The sequence below is a fragment of the Gardnerella vaginalis 1500E genome (genome assembly GCF_000263595.1).
Lineage (GTDB): Bacteria > Actinomycetota > Actinomycetes > Actinomycetales > Bifidobacteriaceae > Bifidobacterium > Bifidobacterium vaginale_E.
In genome coordinates this window covers 162142-184983 of sequence record NZ_ADES01000001.1, presented here as the reverse complement: position 1 = coordinate 184983, position 22842 = coordinate 162142, and the positions used below count along the sequence as shown (strand labels likewise).

At 42.4% G+C, this 22842-nt stretch carries 15 protein-coding genes and 2 tRNA genes; 5 read left to right on the top strand and 12 right to left on the bottom strand.

The annotated features are described in order from the left end of the window. Positions 1–65: 65 nt before the first annotated feature. A tRNA-Leu gene (locus CGSMWGV1500E_RS05215) sits at positions 66–148 on the bottom strand. A gap of 75 nt (positions 149–223) precedes the next feature. Continuing rightward, positions 224–1549: a tRNA guanosine(34) transglycosylase Tgt gene (gene tgt / locus CGSMWGV1500E_RS05220; protein WP_196218457.1), complete on the bottom strand. Its 1326-nt coding sequence runs from the start codon at positions 1547–1549 to the stop codon at positions 224–226. An 86-nt stretch (positions 1550–1635) separates the two neighbouring features. Here tgt and CGSMWGV1500E_RS05225 point away from each other — a divergent pair, with 86 nt between their 5' ends. Beyond that, on the top strand, positions 1636–3453 hold the full coding sequence (locus CGSMWGV1500E_RS05225; RefSeq protein ID WP_004126689.1) for a S1C family serine protease: 1818 nt from the start codon (positions 1636–1638) through the stop codon (positions 3451–3453). Positions 3454–3560: 107 nt separating this feature from the next. Here the strand turns inward: CGSMWGV1500E_RS05225 and CGSMWGV1500E_RS05230 are convergent, their stop codons facing one another. After that, on the bottom strand, positions 3561–5267 hold the full coding sequence (locus CGSMWGV1500E_RS05230) for a hypothetical protein (RefSeq protein ID WP_004126686.1): 1707 nt from the start codon (positions 5265–5267) through the stop codon (positions 3561–3563). Between the two features lie 131 nt (positions 5268–5398). Further along, positions 5399–6394, bottom strand: a complete 996-nt coding sequence (gene rlmB, locus CGSMWGV1500E_RS05235) for a 23S rRNA (guanosine(2251)-2'-O)-methyltransferase RlmB (protein WP_004126684.1) — start codon at positions 6392–6394, stop codon at positions 5399–5401. Positions 6395–6699: 305 nt separating this feature from the next. Between rlmB and CGSMWGV1500E_RS05240 the strand changes: the two genes are divergently transcribed. Next, positions 6700–9687, top strand: coding sequence for a cation-translocating P-type ATPase (locus CGSMWGV1500E_RS05240; protein WP_004126681.1), 2988 nt, complete (start codon positions 6700–6702; stop codon positions 9685–9687). Between the two features lie 62 nt (positions 9688–9749). Here the strand turns inward: CGSMWGV1500E_RS05240 and CGSMWGV1500E_RS06525 are convergent, their stop codons facing one another. Continuing rightward, the gene (locus tag CGSMWGV1500E_RS06525) at positions 9750–9932 is read right to left on the bottom strand and encodes a zf-TFIIB domain-containing protein (protein WP_004126678.1); all 183 of its coding nucleotides are present in this window, start codon (positions 9930–9932) and stop codon (positions 9750–9752) included. Here CGSMWGV1500E_RS06525 and dcd point away from each other — a divergent pair. Beyond that, positions 9931–10509: a dCTP deaminase gene (gene dcd, locus CGSMWGV1500E_RS05250; protein WP_004126675.1), complete on the top strand. Its 579-nt coding sequence runs from the start codon at positions 9931–9933 to the stop codon at positions 10507–10509. The genes CGSMWGV1500E_RS06525 and dcd overlap by 2 nt on opposite strands. Before the next feature lie 568 nt (positions 10510–11077). After that, complete coding sequence (gene trpB / locus CGSMWGV1500E_RS05255) at positions 11078–12271, top strand: tryptophan synthase subunit beta (protein WP_004126673.1); 1194 nt, start codon at positions 11078–11080, stop codon at positions 12269–12271. Between the two features lie 154 nt (positions 12272–12425). Here the strand turns inward: trpB and CGSMWGV1500E_RS05260 are convergent, their stop codons facing one another. From CGSMWGV1500E_RS05260 to ahpC, 3 genes are all read right to left on the bottom strand, one after another. Then, positions 12426–12611 carry a hypothetical protein gene (locus tag CGSMWGV1500E_RS05260; protein WP_155114845.1) on the bottom strand — a complete coding sequence of 62 codons (186 nt, stop codon included), beginning with the start codon at positions 12609–12611 and terminating at the stop codon, positions 12426–12428. 50 nt (positions 12612–12661) lie between these two features. After that, on the bottom strand, positions 12662–14338 hold the full coding sequence (gene ahpF, locus CGSMWGV1500E_RS05265; protein WP_004126670.1) for an alkyl hydroperoxide reductase subunit F: 1677 nt from the start codon (positions 14336–14338) through the stop codon (positions 12662–12664). A gap of 129 nt (positions 14339–14467) precedes the next feature. Continuing rightward, entirely contained in the window at positions 14468–15031 is a 564-nt protein-coding gene (gene ahpC / locus CGSMWGV1500E_RS05270; RefSeq protein WP_004126668.1) for an alkyl hydroperoxide reductase subunit C, read from the bottom strand. Positions 15032–15305: 274 nt separating this feature from the next. Between ahpC and CGSMWGV1500E_RS06435 the strand changes: the two genes are divergently transcribed. Continuing rightward, positions 15306–18116, top strand: a complete 2811-nt coding sequence (locus CGSMWGV1500E_RS06435; RefSeq protein ID WP_004126667.1) for a Rib/alpha-like domain-containing protein — start codon at positions 15306–15308, stop codon at positions 18114–18116. Positions 18117–18207: 91 nt separating this feature from the next. On the opposite strand, the gene CGSMWGV1500E_RS05280 is transcribed toward CGSMWGV1500E_RS06435, so the two are convergent. The 4 genes from CGSMWGV1500E_RS05280 to CGSMWGV1500E_RS05295 all read right to left on the bottom strand — a co-directional run bounded on the left by CGSMWGV1500E_RS05280 (position 18208) and on the right by CGSMWGV1500E_RS05295 (position 22816). Then, the gene (locus CGSMWGV1500E_RS05280; RefSeq protein ID WP_004126665.1) at positions 18208–18513 is read right to left on the bottom strand and encodes a hypothetical protein; all 306 of its coding nucleotides are present in this window, start codon (positions 18511–18513) and stop codon (positions 18208–18210) included. A 129-nt stretch (positions 18514–18642) separates the two neighbouring features. After that, positions 18643–18716 (bottom strand) — tRNA-Gly (locus CGSMWGV1500E_RS05285). A 163-nt stretch (positions 18717–18879) separates the two neighbouring features. Further along, positions 18880–20376 (bottom strand): FAD-dependent oxidoreductase, encoded by a 1497-nt coding sequence (locus CGSMWGV1500E_RS05290; protein WP_004126661.1) that lies wholly within the window; start codon positions 20374–20376, stop codon positions 18880–18882. Between the two features lie 163 nt (positions 20377–20539). Further along, positions 20540–22816, bottom strand: coding sequence for a heavy metal translocating P-type ATPase (locus CGSMWGV1500E_RS05295; RefSeq protein WP_004126658.1), 2277 nt, complete (start codon positions 22814–22816; stop codon positions 20540–20542). Between the last annotated feature and the right edge of the window lie 26 nt (positions 22817–22842).

The window sequence follows — 22842 nt, the reverse complement described above, 5'->3', positions numbered from 1 at the left end:
ACATGATGTTGCAGCCGTTGCCACAAAATAAAAAAGAACGTTGAAAAATCAACGTTCTTAAAGAGTGCGAACGGCGGGACTTGAACCCGCACGAGCATACGCTCACTGCCACCTGAAGACAGCGCGTCTACCATTCCGCCACGTTCGCATACAAAGTGCAAGGCTATCATATTTGATATAAATTCGCAATGTTTAGCCTAGCATTTTGTGGTAAAAACTACTCTCATCCTTTTGAACCGTTTTCGTAATAATGAGCAAGAGTCTCATCACGGAACTCTTCAAAATAGCCACCGTCAATAGAAGCTCGAATATCGTCGAGCAGCTTCACGAAGAAACGCTCGTTATGAATTGTTGCAAGCGTAAATCCGTTCATTTCACTAGCGCGCAGCAAATGATCCACATACATTCTGGAATAATGCGTGCAAGTGTAGCAATCGCAGCCTTCTTCAAGCGGACGCTGATCATGCTTAAACTCAGCGCGCTTAACGTTATAACGCCCATGGCGAGTAAAAATTGCTCCGTTTCTTCCGCAGCGGGCCGGAGCAACACAGTCGAAAGTATCTCCGCCGTTTTCAACGCAAGCAAAAATATCATCCACGGCTGCAATACCAAGCACGTGGCGTGGGCGATTTTCCGGCATAGCATCGCAAATCCAAGCGCAAGTATCTCCAATAATTCGCTTCTCAATAGCGCCACCAATACCAACGCCATCAAAATCTAAAGAAGCAATCTGCTCTGCCGCATGCCTACGCAAATCCTCATAATTAGCGCCCTGAACAACGCCATATAACGCTTGATACGGCTTGCCTACACGCTCCTTAGTTAAACGCTGATGCTCTGCAACACAACGCTTAGCCCAGCGGAAAGTGCGTTCTACTGACTCTTCCTGGTAGCGACGCGTATTCATCAAAGTTGTAAGCTCATCGAAAGCAAACATAATATCCGCGCCGAGCTTGTGCTGTATTCCCATAGAAATTTCTGCACTAAAACGGTGCTTGGATCCGTTAAGAGGAGACTTAAAAGTTACGCCATCCTCGTCAACAAAAGCCATACGCTCTTTGCCGGCTGCAATAACATCGTCCGACTTCATGCCGGTAACGTCCATTGCAAGGGTCTTCTTAAAACCAGCACCCAAAGAAAGAACCTGAAAACCGCCAGAGTCTGTGAAAGTTGGCTTATCCCAGTTCATAAACTTTCCTAAACCGCCAGCCTCATCAAGAACATCCGCGCCCGGACGCTCATACAAGTGAAAAGCGTTTGAAAGCATGCATTGCGCACCTAAATCTTTAATGCTTTCCGGCAATACAGCTTTCATTGCAGCTTGAGTTGCAACAGGCACAAAAGCTGGAGTTTGAATATCTCCGTGAGGAGTGTGTATTACGCCAGTGCGCCCGTAGCGAGCGCCGTCACGACCTTTACCTTCAGCAGTATTAGAAAGTCGCGTTTTGTTTGTAAACGAAAATTCTTTGCGGTCACCAGGCTTCCCAGGCTCAGCTCCGCGTGGATGTTCAAGAAGACTTGTCATAACCTTTACTTTATTAGAAGGCATGACGATAGCATTAAATAAATTTAATAGTGCATAAATAAGAAGATGGTTTATGATGGTGTATCAAGAGTCTTTTTTAAGGAGGATGAATGGCTGACGATTTGTATGGTACCAATCAGCAGGAATCCAATAACAATGTAAATACTGAGGCTATTGCGCAGCAACAAGGCCCGCAGAGCCCGCAAAATCAGCAGGATCAGCAAGCTGCGCAAGCTCAGCAGGATTCGCAGAACACACAGCCGCAACAAAACTCGCAGCCGCGTACTGCTCAGAATGTTCAAGCTTATAGTCCTGCGCCAGAGTTCGGCGCATACGGACCTGTGAACAATAGGGAAACAGCAAGTCAGCCTGTAGTAAACCAACCTAGCGCAAATTATCCTAATGCGAATATGCCTAACGCTAATGCGGCACCTTCCTCATATGTTGGGCCACAAAATCCTTATGCCCCTTCAGCAAATACTCCTAATGCGTTCGGGAATCCATACGAATCTAACGAAAACACTAGCCACACAAATGGCGATAATGTTAATCAAAATGCGCAGCAAAATCTTCCTCCAGTGTTCAATAGCACAAATGAAGGAGACCACAGCGAAACAAGCGCAGTAAATAAGGGAGAAAAGTTTGCCAATCTTCAGGCAAATAACAATACTCCGCCTGTTATGATTGCTATTTTATCGGCAGTAATTTCAGCAATAGTTTGTGTTGTTGTAATGACTTTCGTAGTTTCGCAAGGACTTATTGCAATTCCACAAGGAAGCTCCTTAGAAAGCGTCGGTTCAAAAGCATCTGGTCCTGGAACCGCAATAGTTAAAGGCGCACAATCTCCTGATTGGCGTGGAGTAGCTCGTCAAGTTTCTGGCTCTGTAATTTCTATTCAAACGCGCTTAGCCAAGGGAATGGGCAAAGGTTCAGGCGTAATAATTGATTCTAAAGGATACGCAGTTACTAATAATCACGTAATTGCAGACGCAAAACAAATTCAAGTTACTCTTTCTAATGGCCAAATATATTCTGCAACTTTAGTTGGAGCAGATAAAACAACAGATTTGGCTGTTCTTAAGATTGATAATCCGCCAAAAAATTTGAAAACTGCACAATTTGCAAATTCAGATTTGCTGGCGGTTGGTGAAGCAGTTATGGCTATTGGCAACCCGCTAGGTTACGACGATACTGCTACAACAGGTATTGTTTCAGCATTAAATCGTCCTGTATCTGTTATGGACGATCAAAGCCGTTCAGAAATCGTAACTAATGCTGTGCAAATTGATGCCGCTATTAATCCAGGAAATTCTGGCGGCCCAACTTTTAATGCAGCAGGCCAAATTATTGGCATAAACTCTTCTATTGCAGCCACCTCTACTCAAGGCGGAACAGCAGGCTCGATTGGTATTGGTTTTGCAATACCGGCAAACTTGGTGAAGCGAGTAGTTTCAGAAATTATTAAAAATGGTTCTGTTAAGCACGTTGCTTTGGGAATTATGATTAAAAGTGTTGCCGTGGAATCAAATGGTATTACTCGCGGCGGCGCTCAAATTGTTTCTGTAAATCAAGGAACTCCGGCAGCTGAAGCAGGCCTTAAAGCTGGAGACACCATTGTGGCGTTTGACGATAAACCTGTTGCTAATAATTACGCTCTACTTGGGTACGTTCGCGCAACAGCGTTTAACAATAAAGCTACACTTACTGTAGTTCGCGGAGGAAATACTCTTAAATTGACTGTTACGTTCGACCAAGAAGAAGCTGCTGTTAGCGGAATTAATCGTAAAGAAAAGACGCTGAAGAAAGATAAAAAGAACTCTCGAAATCGTGGTAAAAAGTCCAATGACGATGACGACGACGATTTACAGCAGCGTGACGATAGTGATGGAGATGACGGCGGTATCTTTGATCCGTTCGGATTCTGGTAAATTAAATAACGCCTGCAAGTATTTAAGGCCATAATAAATACGCCCCAACAGTAAGATGCATCTTGCGATTATCTTGCAATTGGGGCGTATTTGTTTATTTATTCACGCTACTTTTTGCGCTCGTATACAGTTACTGTTCCTTCGGAAACATTCGATTTGAAAGAGGATTTAGTTTTAGCAATAACATGCGCCGTGTAATGCTCAATATTGTAGTCCAATGCAACAAAGTAGTACCACGGTTCGCTTGATTCGGTTACAAAGAATTGAGGTTCTTTTTTAGCCTTGCAAGCTGATATTTCACCCCACGCTTGAGACTCAGAAGGACGTTCATTAGTAATAAACGAACTGTTTTTATAACTGCAATCAATAAGATTCTTCGCAAAATAAGGGTTTGCTGTAATAAGCTGCCAAGAATACTGGTGAACATCTTCAAATTCTGGAGAAATAGTATTACCGTTACTATCTAATTTTTCTTCTTTATGAAGCCAAGATGTTACAAAACGCTTATTTTCTGCGTGATTTCTCTGAATGAATTGCGCAAGAGCGCGAGAACCTGAGTAGTCGAATCTAATATCATTAACGCAAGCAAATATATTCCAAATCAAACTTGGCGCCAACAAAATAACAATAATAGATTGAGTAAATGCACACTTATTACTTAACTTATTTGCAAGCGTAATATCAAAATTAAGCGGCTTATTAGCAACACACATCCACAGTTGCGCAATAAAGAATACGAATACGATTCCTGCATGATGCAAAGTAAAATATTGCGTTGCAATAATAGCAAAAGTCAAATAAGGAAGAATAAGAGATACCAACATTTTCCTACGTTTTGCAATACAAATAGCAAAAGCCCAAATCAGTATTGAAATAAGAACGCAAATAATAGTTGGCAATATTCCTAAAGACATTCTTCTCAAAGAAACGTCTCCAGCGAATGCTGTAAACATGCTTTCTGACGGAACTACGAAAATAAAATACAAGAATTGAATAAGATGAGAATTTCCGCTAAAAGTTGCGCGAGAACCAAATGCATTAGCAGCAGGCCAAATGCAGGCAATGCTTGCAAAACCAACAAAAGCAAGTAAAATCCAACCAAGCAAACGATTTATATTAGAAAATATTTCACAAACAGCATTCTTAATTCCAGCTATCTGTACGCTTCGCACAACCCAAGCCAAGGCAAAACCTGCAGCAATAGCAATTCCATAAGAGCTAATCGCACACATTAACACAAGACTTAGCACAAGTTTCCAAGTATTAGATGGCTTAGAATCCGCATATTTCCAATAATGTGCAACCATTAGCAAAGAAACACATAGCAATGCGTAAGGGCGTGCAGTAACTCCGTATTGGAAGCAAATAAAATAAGTAAATGGCAGAAGCGCAATAGTAAGGCGATTAAAAGGAGCGCGGAAAATCAGCCATCCTCCTAGAAGAGCAGCGCACAAAAACTGCACGCCTTTAAGACCAATTTCGTACGGAACACCTGTTTTTGCAGGGATTGAAAGAAGAAGCGTCCAAAGTGGCGGATGCCCTTCGTAATGCGGACGAAGAGTTAACAAATCAGCAAACGAAGAATCACGCGCAATAAGCCAACTCTGCGCTTCGTCAAACCACGGTTCATGGAAGTACATAACTACTGCAACAACAGCCATGTATGCAATAAAACTAAGCGCGCGCGCATGCTTTACAATCCATAGTTTATTTGTTGTTTTCGGAGTATTTGTATTTGCAGTACTCGTATTCGTAATAGTATTTTCGTTCATAAATGTTTTATTTTCTTCTATAGTATTTTCACTAATATGCATATTTCTATTTAATTATTTCTTTCAAAATTGCGTCAGTACTAAACTTCAGCAAATAAAAGCCCCAACCAAATAAAATCACGCTAACACCGTAACAATACAGTGCAAGCGTGATTTTAAAGTTTGAAATTTTTTTAGTTTTGATTCAATGCAGCCAAACGACGAGCGTTAGCCACAGCATACAAGCTGATTCCAGCCGCAACCGAGGCGTTAAGTGACTCAACTGCGTTAGAAATTGGGATTCCAGCAATAGCATCACAAACTTCACGAGTTAGTCTGCTCATGCCCTTACCTTCAGAGCCAAGAACCACAACCAGCGGATCAGTTTCAAAGCCAGTTTCACCAACGAGCTTATCGCCGCCGCCATCAAGACCAATCGCATACCAGCCGCGCTCGCGCAAACCTTGAATAGCCTTATTCAAATTAACAACTCGAGCAACTGGCAAATGAGCTGCAGCACCAGCAGAAACTTTCCAAGCGGCAGCAGTTACGGAAGCACTTCTACGCTCAGGCAAAATCACGCCGTTAGCTCCGAATGCTGCAGCAGAACGAATAACAGCACCCAAATTTTGCGGATCCGTCACACCATCTAAAGCAATAAACAGAGGACGAGCATTAATTCGAGCAGCAGCAGAATCAGCAGCTTCCATTGCGCGAGACTTCTTTTCTGCACGTTCAACCAATTCCTGCAAAGAGTAATACTGGTAAGGCTGCACTTTCAAAATAATGCCCTGATGGTTGCTAGAACGCGCAATTCTATCCATTTCCAAGCGGTCAGCTTCCAGCAGACGCAAACCCTTAACTCCAGCAAGTTTTACAATTTCGCGAGTGCGATCATCATGTTCGATTCGGCTTGCAACGTACAACTGTAAACTTGGAACTCCAACTCTAAGAGCTTCAAGAACAGCATTACGGCCAATAACCAACTCATCCGAATCAGAAGCGAACTTATCCACCCTTCGCCTTGCAGCTAAACGCGGATCAGCGAAAGTGCGCTTTATCGCAGCTTTCTTAGCGAAATAAGCCTTATGATATACGCGATCTTCAGCCTTTGGCGTAGGCCCTTTGCCTCGCAATGCATTGCGATGTTTTCCACCCGACCCCTTGGTCGGTCCTTTTTTCGTAGTCATACCTCTATTCTCACATGCCCCCGAGGCATTGAGTTTGCAATAAGCAGCATTAACTTTTAATAAATATCAATAAATTTTATTAATTTTACATACTTCTTTTTAGGTTCGCGCACTTATTGGCGCGTTATATGACATAATAGAACGGTACTTATTTATTGCAGGAAGCTTTTAGAAAAGTGCGAATAACTGCTTTTTAAAAGTGACGCAATATTCCACAACCGCGCAATAGTTACAGTGCTGAACGTACAAAATAGCGTTCGCGTTGCGATTATTGACTACTCCGCGGCGCTCCCAAGGGGGAAAACATGGTTGATCACGCTCTTGATCAATCCAAACGCAAGGCCTCTGATGCCAATAATCAGGATCCTTCATTGCAAAACGTTCAGCAAGTATCCCTTGCTTTACACGTAGACGTAACTTGCGGCTTAAGTTCCGAAGAAGCATCTAAACGACTTGCACAATTCGGTCCGAACGCGCTTGCTGCATCCGAAAAAACGCCTGCATGGAAGCGATTCCTTGAACAGTTCAAAGATCCACTTGTTTACTTGCTGATTGCAGCTACTATTATTTCTGCAATTGCTTGGTTCGTGGAAAGAGCGCAGCATAAAGGTAACAGCGGCGGAGAAATTCTACCGTTTGATTCCATTGTTATTATCATAATTTTGATTGCAAATGCTGTTCTTGGATTTATTCAAGAGTCGCGCGCGGAGGAAGCGGTTGAAGCTTTAGCTAGAATGAGCGCGCCTCAAACTTCGGTTTTGCGAGATGGGCGCGTTATACGCATCGATACTACCGAGGTAGTTCCTGGCGATATTCTTGTTCTTGGTGAGGGCGATGCTGTTTCTGCTGACGGTCGTTTAATTGCTGCAGCATCTTTGCGTGTTGCCGAAGCAAGTCTTACTGGCGAATCGGTTGCTGTAAGCAAGCGCCCCGATACTTTGCAATCCGCAAAAGCTTTGGGCGACCGCACAAACATGGTTTTCAACGGCACTGCTGTAACTCAAGGAACTGGTCGCGCTATTGTAACTTCAACCGGCATGAGCACGCAGGTTGGAAAAATTGCGGATATGCTTTCCAAGTCGGACGAAGAATCCACTCCTCTTGAGCGCGAGATGGTAAGAGTTTCTAAGGTTCTTGGTATTGCTGTATGCATTATTGCGGCTGTTGTTCTTGCCTCAATGTGGCTGCTAGAAGGCTTCCATAGTATTCAGGATATTATTGATTCACTTCTTCTTTCCGTTTCTCTTGCTGTTGCTGCAGTTCCAGAAGGCTTAGCTGCTATTTTGACTGTTGTGCTTGCTCTTGGCGTGCAGCGCATGGTTAAGCATCATGCGGTTGTGAAAAAGCTTTCTTCTGTAGAAACGCTTGGTTCCGCTTCTGTTATTTGTTCCGATAAAACAGGCACATTAACTCGTAACGAAATGACCGTTGAGCGCGTAATTACTCCTAGTGGCGAAGTGCAGCTTACTGGCAGTGGTTATAAGCCAGAAGGCCGAATGGTTCTTCTTGATTCTGCAGATGCAGATCTTGCTGTTCCTCAAAATCTTGCGACAGAAGTGTTAGGAGCTTTAGGTTCCGGCTATTTGGCTAACGATGGAGATCTTCATTACGACGAATCTACTAAAAGCTGGCAGCCAGTTGGAGACCCTACAGAAGTTTCTATTGTTGTTGCAGCGCGTAAAACAAAGGCAGATAAGCGTTATGCTCACTTAACTCGTGTTGCTGAAGTTCCGTTTACTTCTGAGCGCAAACGCATGTCTGTAGTAGTAAAAGATGGTTCAGATTCTGGAAATCTTATTGTTTGCGCTAAAGGTGCTCCGGATGTGCTTCTTTCTTACTGCACTCGAATTGCAGTAGCTGGCGCTGTACGTCCACTTACTGATGGCGATCGCGAAGATATTTTGGCTACTGTCGAGCGCCTTTCTGGGGAAGCTTACCGAACTCTTGGCATGGCGTACCGTCCGCTTGGCGTTGATAGTTTAACGAAAGTTGACGGCATGGTTTCTAACGCTGCCGGCCAAATTGCTGACGTTGCTGAGCAGAGCGACGTTTTGGAATCTGATTTAATTTGGAACGGCATGGTTGGAATTATTGATCCGCCTCGCATTGAAGTTCGAGATAGCGTTGCTCAAGCTCACCGTGCCGGAATTCGCACTGTTATGATTACTGGCGACCATCCTCTTACAGCAACTCGTATTGCTAGAGATCTTGGCATTGTTGGCAAAGACGAGCGCGCGCTTACTGGAGACGATCTTGACGAGCTTCTTTCTCTAGACGACGACAATATTGCTTTTGATGAAGCAATAAACAAAACCAGCGTTTACGCGCGAGTTGCTCCTGAGCACAAGCTTGCTATTGTTTCTTCATTGCAGCGTCAAGGAAACATTGTTGCCATGACTGGCGACGGCGTAAACGATGCTCCAGCCGTAAAGTCTGCCGATATTGGTGTTGCTATGGGCATTACTGGCACGGAAGTTACAAAAGAATCTGCCAAGATGATTCTTGCAGACGATAACTTCTCGACTATTGTTGCGGCTGTGCGCGAAGGTAGAGGAATTTTCGACAATATTCGTAAATTCTTGCGCTACCTGCTCAGCTCCAATGTTGGTGAAGTTTGCACCGTTTTCGGTGGTGTTGTTTTCGCTGGAGCTCTCGGCATCACGCAGCCTAATTCCGTAGGCGTTACGCTTCCACTTCTTGCAACTCAGCTTTTGTGGATTAATTTGCTTACGGATGCCGCTCCTGCCCTTGCTATGGGAGTTGATCCTCAAACTGACGACGTAATGGATAGAAAGCCTCGAAAACTTACCGATAGCGTTATTGACCGACGAATGTGGGGAGATATTGTATTTATCGGAATAATTATGGCTGCTATTACGTTAATTGGCATGGATATGCATTTGGCAGGCGGCTTATTTACTGACCGTTCTGTTGGAATTATGAGCCACGCTGCACAAATGACGCACGCTCGCACAATGGGCTTCACAATTCTTGTGTTTGCGCAAATGTTGAACGCACTAGCTTCTCGTTCCGATTCTCAAAGCGTATTTGTAGGTTTGTTTGCAAATCGTTGGCTTTGGGGCGCTATTGCAGTTTCTGTGCTTCTACAGCTGGCAGTAATTTACATACCATTCTTGAACGAGCCATTTGGAACTGTTCCTTTGAGCCTAAATGAATGGTTTGAATGCCTCGGCCTTTCAATGGTTGTGCTAATAGCTTCCGAGCTTAGAAAATGCGTGCTACGATTTATGTCTAGACGCAAAGCCGCAAACGCCTTAACTGTTGCAGCTTAATAAAATAAATTATCAAGCTGCCTTGCAAATACGCGGTACAGTACGTAGTTTTCTTACATCAGCTACGTTTCTGTGCCGCGTTTTGTGTTTTTATTTTCTATAAAATTTTTTGCAGTCAACCACAGACCGCGGCACGCGCTACAATTATCAGTATTGTAATTTTCGCGCAAAATAGCAGTAAATATTTCGTGCGAACAATGAAGTTGCTGATGTATAGGCTTTATTGCAAGGAGATTTGACGTCATGCTGTTGTCTGATCACGACATTCTCAAAGCTCATGATGAGGGTCATATTGATTTGACCCCATGGACCCCGGAAATGGTACAGCCTGCGTCGATTGACGTGCGCCTCGACCGTTTTTTCCGCTTATTTAACAACCATGCTTACACGTATGTTGATCCTGCAGAAAATCAGGGTGAGCTTACAGAACAGTTCGAAGTAGATCCTAATGAGCCTTGGATTTTGCATCCTGGTGAGTTTGCTCTAGGAGCTACTTGGGAATATGTAAAGCTTGACGCAACTATTGCTGCGCGTTTGGAAGGCAAGAGCTCGCTTGGTCGCCTTGGTATTTTGACGCATTCCACGGCTGGCTTTATTGATCCAGGTTTTGAAGGGCATATTACTTTGGAACTTTCAAACGTTAGCACTCTGCCGGTTAAGCTTTGGCCGGGTATGAAGATTGGCCAGATGTGCTTCTTCCAGTTAAGCTCACCATGCGAAAATCCGTATGGTTCAGCTGTTAACGGCTCGCACTATCAGGGTCAGCGCGGTCCAACTCCGTCGCGTTCGTATGAGCATTTCTACCGTGCTGATTTAAGCTAGCACTGCTTTTATGGCATGGTTTTTTGCAAAAATCGTAAAAATTCAGAAGAAAAGTATAATATTCACAGAGAATTTTCAGGTTGTATTACTGTACTGCCCAGAATAGTGTGGTTTTATAATAGTGTCGAACAAAACGACAGGTGCAAGGCACCTAGAATTTATTCTTTTCTTCTCTCCTTTATTTCCCCGACGCAAAAGCGTCGGGGTTAAATTTTTTTCGCACGAAACGCCGAATTAACACTAAAAGGTTGACATTGTCACAGCTACGGCTAAACTTGTGCAACAAGATTGGAGGTTGATGATGAGCATGAATACTCGTTTCTGGCGCAGCTGGCGTAGTTAAAAGCGAGTTCACATATCGGTGTGGGCTTGCTGATTTTAAACAATCAACGGGGCTATGCCGGATTCATCATCAACATTATTTGAGCTGAATGGCATATAAGCTGCCATCCAGCTTTTTTGTTATCTGAGCACATGCCCTTCAAAATTTACAAAATAATCAACACAAAAAATAACAAATAACAAACCTAATGCCGATTTTCTCGGCACGCACAAGAAGGGCAAAATTATGGTAAACGCAGTTGAACAAAACATGTATTACGGCGAATTTGGCGGACAGTACGTCCCAGATATGATTCGTCCAGCACTCGACGCAGTAGCAGCAGCTTACTTACAGTACAAAGACGATCCAGAGTTCCGCAATGAATTAGCTGGATTATTAAAGGATTACGACGGACGCGAAACACCTTTATACTATGCTGAATCTTTCACAAAATATTTAGGAGGCGCAAAAGTTTATTTAAAGCGCGAAGATTTAAACCATCTCGGCGCTCACAAAATGAATAATGTTCTCGGACAAATTTTACTCGCTCAACGCATGGGTAAAAAGCGCATTATCGCTGAAACCGGAGCCGGTCAGCATGGTGTTGCCACTGCTGCTGCAGCAGCACGATTCGGCATGGAATGTGAAATTTTTATGGGTGCACTTGATTGCGAACGCCAAAAACTTAACGTTTTTAGAATGACTTTGCTTGGAGCAAAAGTTCATGCTGTTCAAGAAGGCACAAAAACTTTAAAAGATGCTGTAACTGCAGCATTTATGGATTATGCGCAGCACTTGGATGATACCTTCTATATCGTTGGTTCCGCAGTGGGACCTTACCCTTATCCACAAATGGTTCGCGATTTTCAAAGCGTTATTAGCAAAGAGTCAAGAAGGCAGATCCTAGAAAAGGAAGGCAGATTGCCGAATGCTGTAATTGCTTGCATTGGTGGTGGTTCTAATGCAATTGGTTCTTTTGCAGCATATATTGATGATTCTTCTGTACGATTGATTGGTACTGAAGGCGCAGGCAAAGGCGCTAATACTCCTCAAAATGCTGCAACTATGACGAATGGAAAAATCGGTATTACAGATGGCATGAAAACTTATGTTCTTATGGATGATGACGGTAACGAGCTTCCAGCCTACTCTATTTCTGCAGGATTGGATTACCCTGGAGTCGGTCCAGAACACTCATATTTAAAGGATTCTGGTCGCGCAGAATACTACGCAATCACTGATGATGAAGCAGTTCAAGCTTTTCGCGCACTTTCTAAAGTTGAAGGAATAATCCCAGCTTTGGAAAGCTCACATGCAATAGCACAAGCTATGAAGATGGTTCCAAAGATGAGTAAAGATGACATTGTTTTAGTAACAGTTTCCGGCCGTGGAGATAAGGATGTGAATCAAGTAGCACGCTATCTTGGAATCGAATTATAAATAATTAATTTAGCAACAAATAAAACACAGCAAATAAAACAAGGCGAATAATTCTCAAAATAAAGTGAGAATAAAAAGTAAGAGAAGAAGAACATGGCACTTCTGTAGCTAACTTAGCATACAGAAGTGCCTATTTTTAAGCAGAATATCCCACTTATTTTTTATGCAAATCAAAGCATGCTGAACTAATTATTTTGCACAATCCTTCCATAATCGTGTCAACCGAAGAAGCCAATCTCCAATTCAAATACAACGATCTATAAGGTTTAGGATTCTTAAACTCACGCAAGATCAAACCAGCTGGCTGCACAATTGGAGATACGGTTACAAAACGTGACATATCTGCCTTAATACGTTTAGCGTAATGAACCACTTCTCTCCCAGCAGGAGTTAAGATCTGTTTTGCGGATTGCGAATAATGTAGTCAAATGCGGACAATGCAGCATTTGCGCCAGATCCGTACGCTGTAACAATCTGCTTATACGGCTCATCCGAGCAATCTCCTGCAGCAAAAATACCTGTAGCTTCTGTGCATCCTGCTCTATCCGTAATAATTTCTCCTCTATTATTTAGAGGAATCTGATTTGCAAGCCAGCTAGTGTTTGGAGCTAAACCAATTTGCACAAATACGCCGTCCGCTTCAATAACATGCTCTTTAGATTCGGAATTATTCGCGCTGTTTCGATCTAAGTAATGCACTGCCGTAACTTTATTGCCATTGCCTTCAACGCTACTTACAGCAGCACTAGTAATAACTTCAGTATTTGGCAAATTATGCAAAGTATCTAGTAATACTTGATCCGCTTTAAGGGTATCCATAAATTCTACTACAGTAACGTGCTTTGCAATACCAGCTAAATCAATCGCTGCTTCAACACCAGAATTTCCGCCACCAACAACGACAACATTCTTATCTTTGAAAAGTGGACCGTCGCAATGAGGGCAGAACGATACGCCTCTATTCCTATACTCATCTTCTCCAGGAACGCCTAATGTACGCCAAGTTGCGCCAGTTGCAATAATCACTGCACGCGCTTTCAAAGCACCGCCTGAACGCGCATGAATTGTATGCAAACCGTATGCTTCTTTAGCTAAATCAAGCGAATCTGCCCAATCAGGAGTAAATACGTCAATATTGTATTGCGAAATATGTTTAGTTAGATCTGCTGCTAGTTGAGCGCCAGTAGTATGCGTTTGCGAAATATGATTTTCAATACTCTCAGTTTCTACAACTTGCCCGCCGCGATGATCCATAATCATAGCCGTACGCAAGCCTTTGCGAGCAGTGTAAATTGCAGCAGCAGAAGCAGCAGGACCGCCGCCCACAAGAACAATATCGTACGGGTCTTGCGCATTCATTTTTTCTGCGAGCGCAGCGTTTTCCGCAGAAATGCTATTATCATTATCGCCATTCTCATTCTGATCAACAGATTTTTCGTTAGACGCAAGTATTGCAACCAGTTCGTCAATTCCCGCTCGTCCGGAAGAAATAAGCTTGCCATTTTCAAATACTGCTGGCACGCTCATTACGCCAAGTTTGTCCACTTCTTCGCGGAAAGCGCTACCTTCTACTGAAGTATGCTGAATTTTAGGGTTGATAATAGAAATGGTATTAAGTGATTGCACAACTTCTGGGCAATTTAAGCAAGTTACCGACATGTAAGTTGTTACATTGTGTGCACCGAGTTTAAGTATTGCTTCGCGCTGCTCATCACTAATTTTTGGTGCATAGCCGCTTACTTGTAGAAGCGCTAATATTAAAGAACTAAATTCATGTCCTAAAGGCAATCCTGCAAAACTAACCGATACAGTAGATTCTCCATTTACTGGATTATCTAATTTTCTGCGCAATTCAAAGCTTGGCTTACGCTTTGAATTGTCTATTTCATTATTATTTACTTCAACAATGCTTATTTTGTTACTTTGTTGAGATACTTCTTCTAACAATGCTCTAACTTTTTGAGATGTTTCAGAATTGTCAACGTAAGAAACGATTTCTATTTTAGATACCATCTTTTTTAGTAATTCTGAAAGCTGAGCAGTTAATGACGCATTCAACAAAGACATAATCTACTTCCTTCGGTAATTTTAGACACAATCAAAAAATAAGCTAAATGCGTAGGAAGCTAAGAACGTAGCCCCCTACGCATTGCGAAAATTCTTTAAAAAGATTATTTAATTATTTAATTGCAAAAATCAGATTTTGCCGACTAAATCGATGGAAGGCTCCAAGGTTTCTTCACCCTGCTCCCATTTTGCTGGGCAAACTTCGCCTGGATGCGCTGCAATATACTGTGCTGCTTTAACTTTACGAAGCAGCTCGTCAGCATTGCGGCCAATTCCATCAGCAGTCATTTCAAAGAACTGAATTATTCCTTGAGGATCCACAAGGAACGTAGCGCGGTGAGCTAAACCTGATTCTTGATTCCAAGCATCAAAGTTGCGAGAAAGCACTCCGGAAGGATCTCCCAACATAGTGTACTTTACTTTTGCAATTGCTTCAGAATCGTCATGCCATGCTTTGTGTACAAAATGTGTATCCGTAGAAACTGAGTAAACTTCAACACCCAGCTTTTGCAATTCTTCATAATGGTTTGCAAGATCTTCCAACTCAGTTGGGCAAACAAATGAGAAATCTGCCGGGTAGAAGAAGAAAATAGCCCACTTGCCGAGTACGTCAGCATCGCTTACTTCAACAAATTCACCATTCTTATAGCCATTTACTTTAAATGGAAGAATATGCGTGTTCATTAAACTCATATTATGCTCCTCAATATGTTTAATTGTGCTTTCTAAGCGAAACTATCAATACTGATTATAGGCAATAAATAGTGTTGCTTCCATAGTTAAAATGTATTCTATATCACTAATTATGGTATTTAACAGCCTTGTTTAACAGAATATATAGTATAAAATCTTGTTTTTAGTCGTATAAGACTATAGGCACTCATGTTGATTTATTAAGCAAGATACGCGTATACCGTATAATGTACTTGGAATGACGCACTAAAACAGATAAAGGATTAGCGCAAATATGAAAAGCAACGCTAGCATTTTCAAAACCATAAGCGGCATAATAGTGGCTTTCGGCTTACTTTCTACAAGTTTTATTGGTTTACCATTAGCTACAACTACAGCTGCATTAGCAACTGAAAATAGCACTACTGCTAGCGAACCAGCGCACACTCCTTTGACTGCACAAACCGCTCACGACATTTCTACCGGTCGAATTCGTTTGGAAAATAATCAGATTGACTCATTGCTATATCACAAGCCCGAGCTAGATCCAAACGCAGATAGCGACGGCGACGATCTTAAGAACAGCGAAGAGCTTTACACTTACGTAAAAAACGGGCGCACATATTACGGATATAATTCACATCCGCTTATTAAGGACACCGACGGCGATGGCTTAGATGACAAAGCAGATACAAATCCTCGCAGGTGGGATATTAGCCCTCGCGACATGGCGCTTTTTATGGAGCTTGCGTATAGAAAAGATGATTACGTAAATAAAGTACTTGACGACAAGCATGAGCTTACAGAGGTTTACGAAAATCGCAACGAATATAAGCTTATGCATAACGAGCTTGCGCCATATTGGAAAGTCAAAGAAACATATCACGAGTCCGATGGCTTTGATGCTGTTCTTTTTGAAAATGTGAATCCTGCGTACCCATTTATTGAGCAAAACGGCGTGCAAGTTCTTGGAATCCGCGGAACTCAAGGAGCAAAAGATGCAAGCCTGGACTTAAAGCTATTCTTTGGCGGAGAAATTAGCCAAGCAACCACTACAGAAAAACTTATGGATAAATTAAATAGTGAACATTTAGTAAGTAATCTGTACGTTACTGGCCATTCTTTAGGCGGATATTTAACAGAACGTGCGCTTGTTTATGCTAAGCGGCAAAATTATGGTTGGTTTACTAAAGCTTATACATTTAATGCTCCAAAAATTAAGGGAAGCGTTATTAGGCCAGCAATGAAGAAACGAGCCGAAGAACTAAACGAACTTACCCAAAAAGGTTACGCTGAACATTATGCAACAAAGAAAGATACGCTAATAAGCCTTATTGGCCATGTTGACGGTGCAAAAATTATAGACACTGGAAACAATGGGCACAGTTCACGCAACTTCCTTGATAAAAAAATGGACAATCAGCCAGGATTTACCGTTGGAAACAGAAAACAGATTGACGGCACTGGAACAGTAAACCCAGGCGTTACAAAAGTTAAGAAAACTCCAAAGCCTGCAGAAGTAAAACCTTACGAAGAAACTTACAAGCCAGAAGCTAAAGAGATTCTTCTTGCAAATAACGAGCCTTTACCAAACGATTTTAAGGATGCTTTAGTAAACGCTAAGGATCTTCCTCAAGGAGCAACTTTTGAAGATGTTACAAATCGCAATTTAATTAACATCTCGAAAATCGGAGATTATACAGGCAAGCTGAAAATAACAATAAATAACACTAAAACGATTGAAAAAGAATTTACTATACGCGTATTAGATACGCCAAAAGTCATCGCTAAAAGCGATGCAAACCTTCGTTTTGAGCTAAATTCTACATTCCCTAACGATTTTGACGCTAAGAGATATCTTGATGGCGTACCTAATGACGCTAAAATTTCTTTGCTAAATAAACCAAACATGAGCACTAAGGGCGTACAAGATGTTAGCGTAAAAGTAAGCTTTAATAATGGCACTAAGCGAACTGTAAAGATTCCCGTAAAAATATATGAAGCAAAACCTTGGGCAAATTTGACTCCTGCAAAAGAGAGCATTCCTTGGACCGAGCTAACGCCAGCAAAGAAAACAACACCATGGACAGAGTTAACGCCAGCAACTCCAGTTACACCAACGCCTGCGCCTGCGCCTGCGCCAACGCCAGTACCGCCTGCACCACCAGTGCCGCCAACACCAACTCCGGTACCGCCTGCTCCAACACCTGTACCTCCAGCGCCTCCTGCTCCATCGCCTGTACAGCCAACCCCTCAGCCACAGCCACAGCCACAGCCGCAGCCACAACCGCAACCACAGCCTGAGAATCCGCAACCACAGCCTGAGCACCCTGCAAACCCAACTCCAAACCCACAGCATAATGAAAACAATCATCCTGCTGAACCTGAAAATCCTACAAATCACAACAAGACCAATCAGAGTGCGGGAACTACAACAATACCGTCAGCTCCAGCAAGTGTTAATAAACTTAAAACCGAGCTTGAAAACACTCTAAAAGCCGGCGAACACAACATTGTTTACGCAGGTAAAAACAATAAGATTTCTGTGCAATTGAACGCTACAAATGAATTTATGCAGCGATTGATGCGTGAGAAAACTGTAAAAGCCTACGCGTACATTTATTCAAATCCTCGTCTTCTAAATGGGCAAGATGGGACCGAATACGTAACGGTTCATTTCAGCGCAGATGGAAAACCATCTTTCGACGCTGTTATTCCACAAGAATATAGCGGCAATCACACTATTGTGCTGATTGATGAGCAAGGAAATCAAGTTGCTTGGACGAACGTTTTAGTAAAGAGGGATGACACTTCACAGAATCCGTCCACAGGTGAAACTGGTATTCCACAAACACAAAACACACAAAATGTGCAAAATGTGCAAAATACTAGCGAAAACGAATTAACTTCAACCGCAAGCACGGAAGCAACTGTTAGCGCAAACAAGAACGTAATCGCACAGCCAGAAGCGAGCAAGCCAACTACAAGCAGCCATCCTCTTGCGAATACTGGAATCCAAACAATTCCAGCACTTATTAGCATCGCTGTAATGCTGTTTGTTTGCACAATCATTACAGCTGCAAGAAAATCACATCTAACTAAATAGCTAATGCAAAAAACTAGATACTAAATACTAGATAGCCCACCAGCTTGCAAACAACCAAGATGGTGGGCTATAGGCTAAAAGTGTGTAAAAATCACGCCTCCAACATTTTCTTTCTTTTTTGCAATGCAGGTAAAATAGTAAAAAATACAAGAGAAAAGACAAATAGAGCTAGAAATATTAAAGTTAATATCCATGGGTTTTGTAATCCAAATCCCACCATAATAGACCCTGAACTTGTTTCATGCGCATCAAAGAACACACTACCAAAAAGGCCTAGATGACGACCCATCTCCCTACCTTTTGTAAACATAAGTATGATTACTGTTGCAGCTGTTAGAACTGCAGTCAAAATGAACGATAGAGTTATTGCACTAATAATTCGCTTAAACATATTCATAATACTTCTTCTCCTTTGCGCTGAATTTATACCATTATTGAATAAAATGCACACCGCGTCAATAGATATCCATAATAAAACTGTTGATGTTCTTAGAATACGCCCTCATATTCCACTTATACATCACAGTGGAGCGGATGACGGGAGTCGAACCCGCCTCTGAAGCTTGGGAAGCTTCCATTCTACCGATGAACTACATCCGCATGTTGCAAACAAAATTATTGTATGCAACTTTTTAAGACTAGCATGTGCTATTGAGTATGCAAATACTTATGCTTACTTAAGCTTACTTAAGCCAATAATTACATAAATAGGTCGCTAACTGATTGACGGCAGCAATCAGCTAGCGCAAACAACAACCGCAGATTAACAATCTAAGGCAATAGCTATAAGATCCGCGGATGATACTACTTTCTTTCGAGCGCGTTGCTCTTTAGCACCAGCTTCACGCTCATACTCATCTACTCGTTTCCAGCCGGCGTAATCAATGGCTTTCACGCCTCGAGATTTAAGCAGCTCATCTATGGACTTTTCGTTACGATCTTCCGCAATCAGCCCGGATTTTGCTAAATCTTCGAGCATTCGATCAACAATAAGAAGCGCGTCAGATTTAGTAGAACCAATTAAACCAACAGGCCCTCTTTTAGCCCAGCCTGTAGCGTACAAGCGTTCGCGCACCTCACCATTTTCCGCAGAAGTTACGATTCTACCATCATTATTCGCGAGCAACGTGCGCTTTTCGTCGTAAGCAATGCCTGCAACCTCAGCAGGATGGTAGCCAATAGCATGATACACGGCTTGCACAGCGTAATCTTCAAATTCACCTGTGCGAGACATTGTGCCATCCGCGCTTGTTACAGTTCGCTCAACTCGTATTGCTTTCACACGCCCATCTTCGCCAAGAATTTCTACAGGAGCCGAGTTGAAATGAATAACGTAACGTCGGTTAGCAGGATTTCCTTCAAAATCAACGTTTCCGCCATCTTCCATGTCTTCTGCCATGTCTCGAATCGCAAAAAGTTCCTCAACCATTTGGCGCGTGAGCTTATCGTTACCAGCAACTTCTATCGTTTCATCGTCTAGCTCAAAATCGTCCTCGTTAATAACAATTTGCACTCCGGCTAACTTTTCCATTTCGCGCAATTCTTGCACGGAGAATTTCGCTTGAGCTACGCCTCGGCGAATAAATAAATGCAAGGTTTGAGTTTGATTTTTCTGCAATCCTTCGTACACATCATCTGGAATATCCGTATGCGCGCGCAAATAATCAGGATCTCGCAAAAGCTCACGAGCAACATCCATTGCCACATTTCCGCCGCCAATAACAGCTACTTCCTTGGCTTCAAGCGGCCACGTGCGCTTGCTAGTTGGGTATCCGTCGTACCATTCTACGAATTTTGCAGCTCCGTACACTCCGTCTAAATCAGCACCTGGAACCCGCAATGGCCTATCTTCCACAGCTCCTGTAGCAAACAGCACTGCATCGTAGCGCGCCAGCAAATCTTCTAAAGTAATATCTTTACCAAATTCAACATTCGCATAAAGATGAATATTTGGATTATCAAGAGTTTTTTCAAGCGCATCGGCAATAAATTTAATACTTGGATGATCCGGAGCCACTCCGTAACGCACTAAGCCGAAAGGCACAGGCAATTTTTCAAAAAGATCAATGCGAGCGCTTGTGCCGAGTCCTAATTCTTCGCCACGCTTAGCAAGTTGTCGCAAGAAAATATCGGAAGAATACACTCCAGCAGGTCCTGCACCAATTACTGCAATTCTAACTTCAGGAGCATGCACTTTAGAAATCTCAGAGGCCTGAGATGTTTCTGGTGCAACATTTTCTATTAAATTATTTTTTTTCATTATTATCCCCATATTGAACTATACAATACGGCACTTTTGCCGTTTTTGCGCGCATTATGCGCGGACTTCAAGCACAGATTTCCTTCAAGTGCTTTCCTAATTAGACTAGCGCATTGCTAAGTCTTACAAAATGCTTACGTTAAAAAGCTTAGATTAAAACGCTTTATTTAATCTTTTCACGCGAGCGCAAAGCAGTTAACGCCCAAGTAATTGAAATAACGTCAATAATTTCCTGCATCATTGCTCCAATAACCGCTGGAATGAAACCAAAAGCAGCTAAAATCATGCTTACAATAGCCAAACCTATTCCAAGCAAAACTGACTGTATCATAACTCGTTTTGTATGCTTCGCAACGCTTACAGCATTAGCAACTGACGCAATATTGTTGTTCATAATAACTACTTGCGCGCACTCCGATGCTGCAGTATCCGTACCATCCGTTACAGCCACACCAATGTCTGCAGCTGCAAGCACAGGGGCATCATTTACTCCGTCACCAACCATCATGGTTACGGTTGAATCTTTCTTATTTTTGGCTGCATTGTAATTGTGCTTTTTTACATACGCTAATTTATCTTGCGGAAGCAAATCTGCATGCACAGAATCAATACCAACGCTTTTGCCAATGGTTGTTGCAGCTTGTAAACCGTCACCAGTAAGCATTGCTATTGTTCTAACACCCAAAGCGCGCAACAAAGCAATAGTTGATTTCGCATTATCGCGCGGCACGTCTTTTAATACGATTCTTCCTACCAGCACGCCGTCAAAAGACACGTAGGTTGCCATTTCGTCTGCTGCAAGAGATTTACCTATAGTTTGATTTGTGTTTTGCTCTGTAACATACTTGTGTCTGCCTACACGCACTAAAATGCCATCCACAACGCCCTGAATACCCTGGCCTGCAGCTTCTTTAACACTGTGTACTACAGGGTATTCTCTAACGCTAGGAAGTTGCGGAACCGACGATGGGTGAGCATTTTCCCACAGCTTTGCTCCCGCTTTAGCAATACCGCCTGCAAGTATGTGCTGAGAATAAGTTTCTAGAACGCCCGCAAGCATAACTATGCGATCAGCCTTCTGCATAGAATCAACTACGTCAACTCTTGCAACTTGCGGCTGTTTAACCGTCAACGTGCCAGTTTTGTCAAAAAATACGTCTGTTACACGACTTAATTGCTCAAGCACATCCTGACTTTTAACAACAATTCCAAGTTTTGCTAAACGCCCAGTACCAGCCATGCAAGCAACTGGAACTGCAATAAGCAGAGGACATGGGGTTGCTAAAACCAATACTTGCGCAAATCGCAATGCGTCGCCAGAAAAGCTCCAAGCAAAGCCAGCAATCGCAAAAGATAATACTGTAAACGGCACAGATAGCATGTCTGCAAATCTAACTACTGCAGCTTTAGAAGACCTAGCAGACTCAACAAGCTGCATGATTTTCTGATACTGCGAGTTTTTAGACAGCTTGGTTACGCGCATAATAAGCACAACGCCGCCGTTTACGCAGCCAGAAAGCACCGAAGCTCCCGCATAGACTTCTCTAGGAACAGATTCTCCGTTAATAGCACTTGTGTCTAAAATTGCAGAACCGCTTAGCAGCTCACCATCGACCGGCACAGTTTCGCCAGGAAGCACAATAATTACGTTTCCAATCTTTAATTCATCAACTGCAACTGTAGCGTAACGCTGCAAATTTGAGGAGATTTCGCCGTCTGCAGACGCTTGCAAAAATGGGCAATTATTTCGTTTACAGTTGAAATTTTGCAAGTTATTATTTTCGCAATTGCTTTCGCAATTTTGCTCGCTACTATTAGATTGCTTAGAATTAGTGGCATCTACTTTTCTAAATTCAGCATGCTGGCACAAAACACACGAGATAGGCTTGCACTGATTTTCACTCAAACATGGCGGTTCGTATGATTCATCATTTGCTTGATTATTATTCATTCCATGCTCAATACCTGGCAAAGTCATAAGATGAGCAGTTTTTGGAGCTGCACTTACTAAAAGAGATAGATTGCGCTGAGCTTTCATATGCGCAAAATCTTCAATTGCCTCTCCCGTCCAAACCATTACAACAATCAAATAACTTGCCCAGAACTCACCAATAAAAAGCGTTGCAAGCAATGCAACAAAAGCTAGCAAATCAATACCTAAAGTTCCGCGCAATAAATTTTTAATCATGTTATGCAAAGAAATAAGGCTGGTATATAAAACGAGAATAGCAATAATAGTTTTTCCGATACTAAGGCTTATGGAAATACTGCAATTAATTTTTAAGAAATCAAAGATTTGCTGCGAAAAATTAGAAATTTGCTCACAGAAAGTAGTTAATATAGGCAAATTATACGAGTACAAAGCCGCAATAAACGGAAAAGCAAGAATTACGACTGTTAATTGTGGTGCACGACGGCAATATGCTAAAAGTTTACGCATACACTTTCCTTACGCTGATCAGGTTA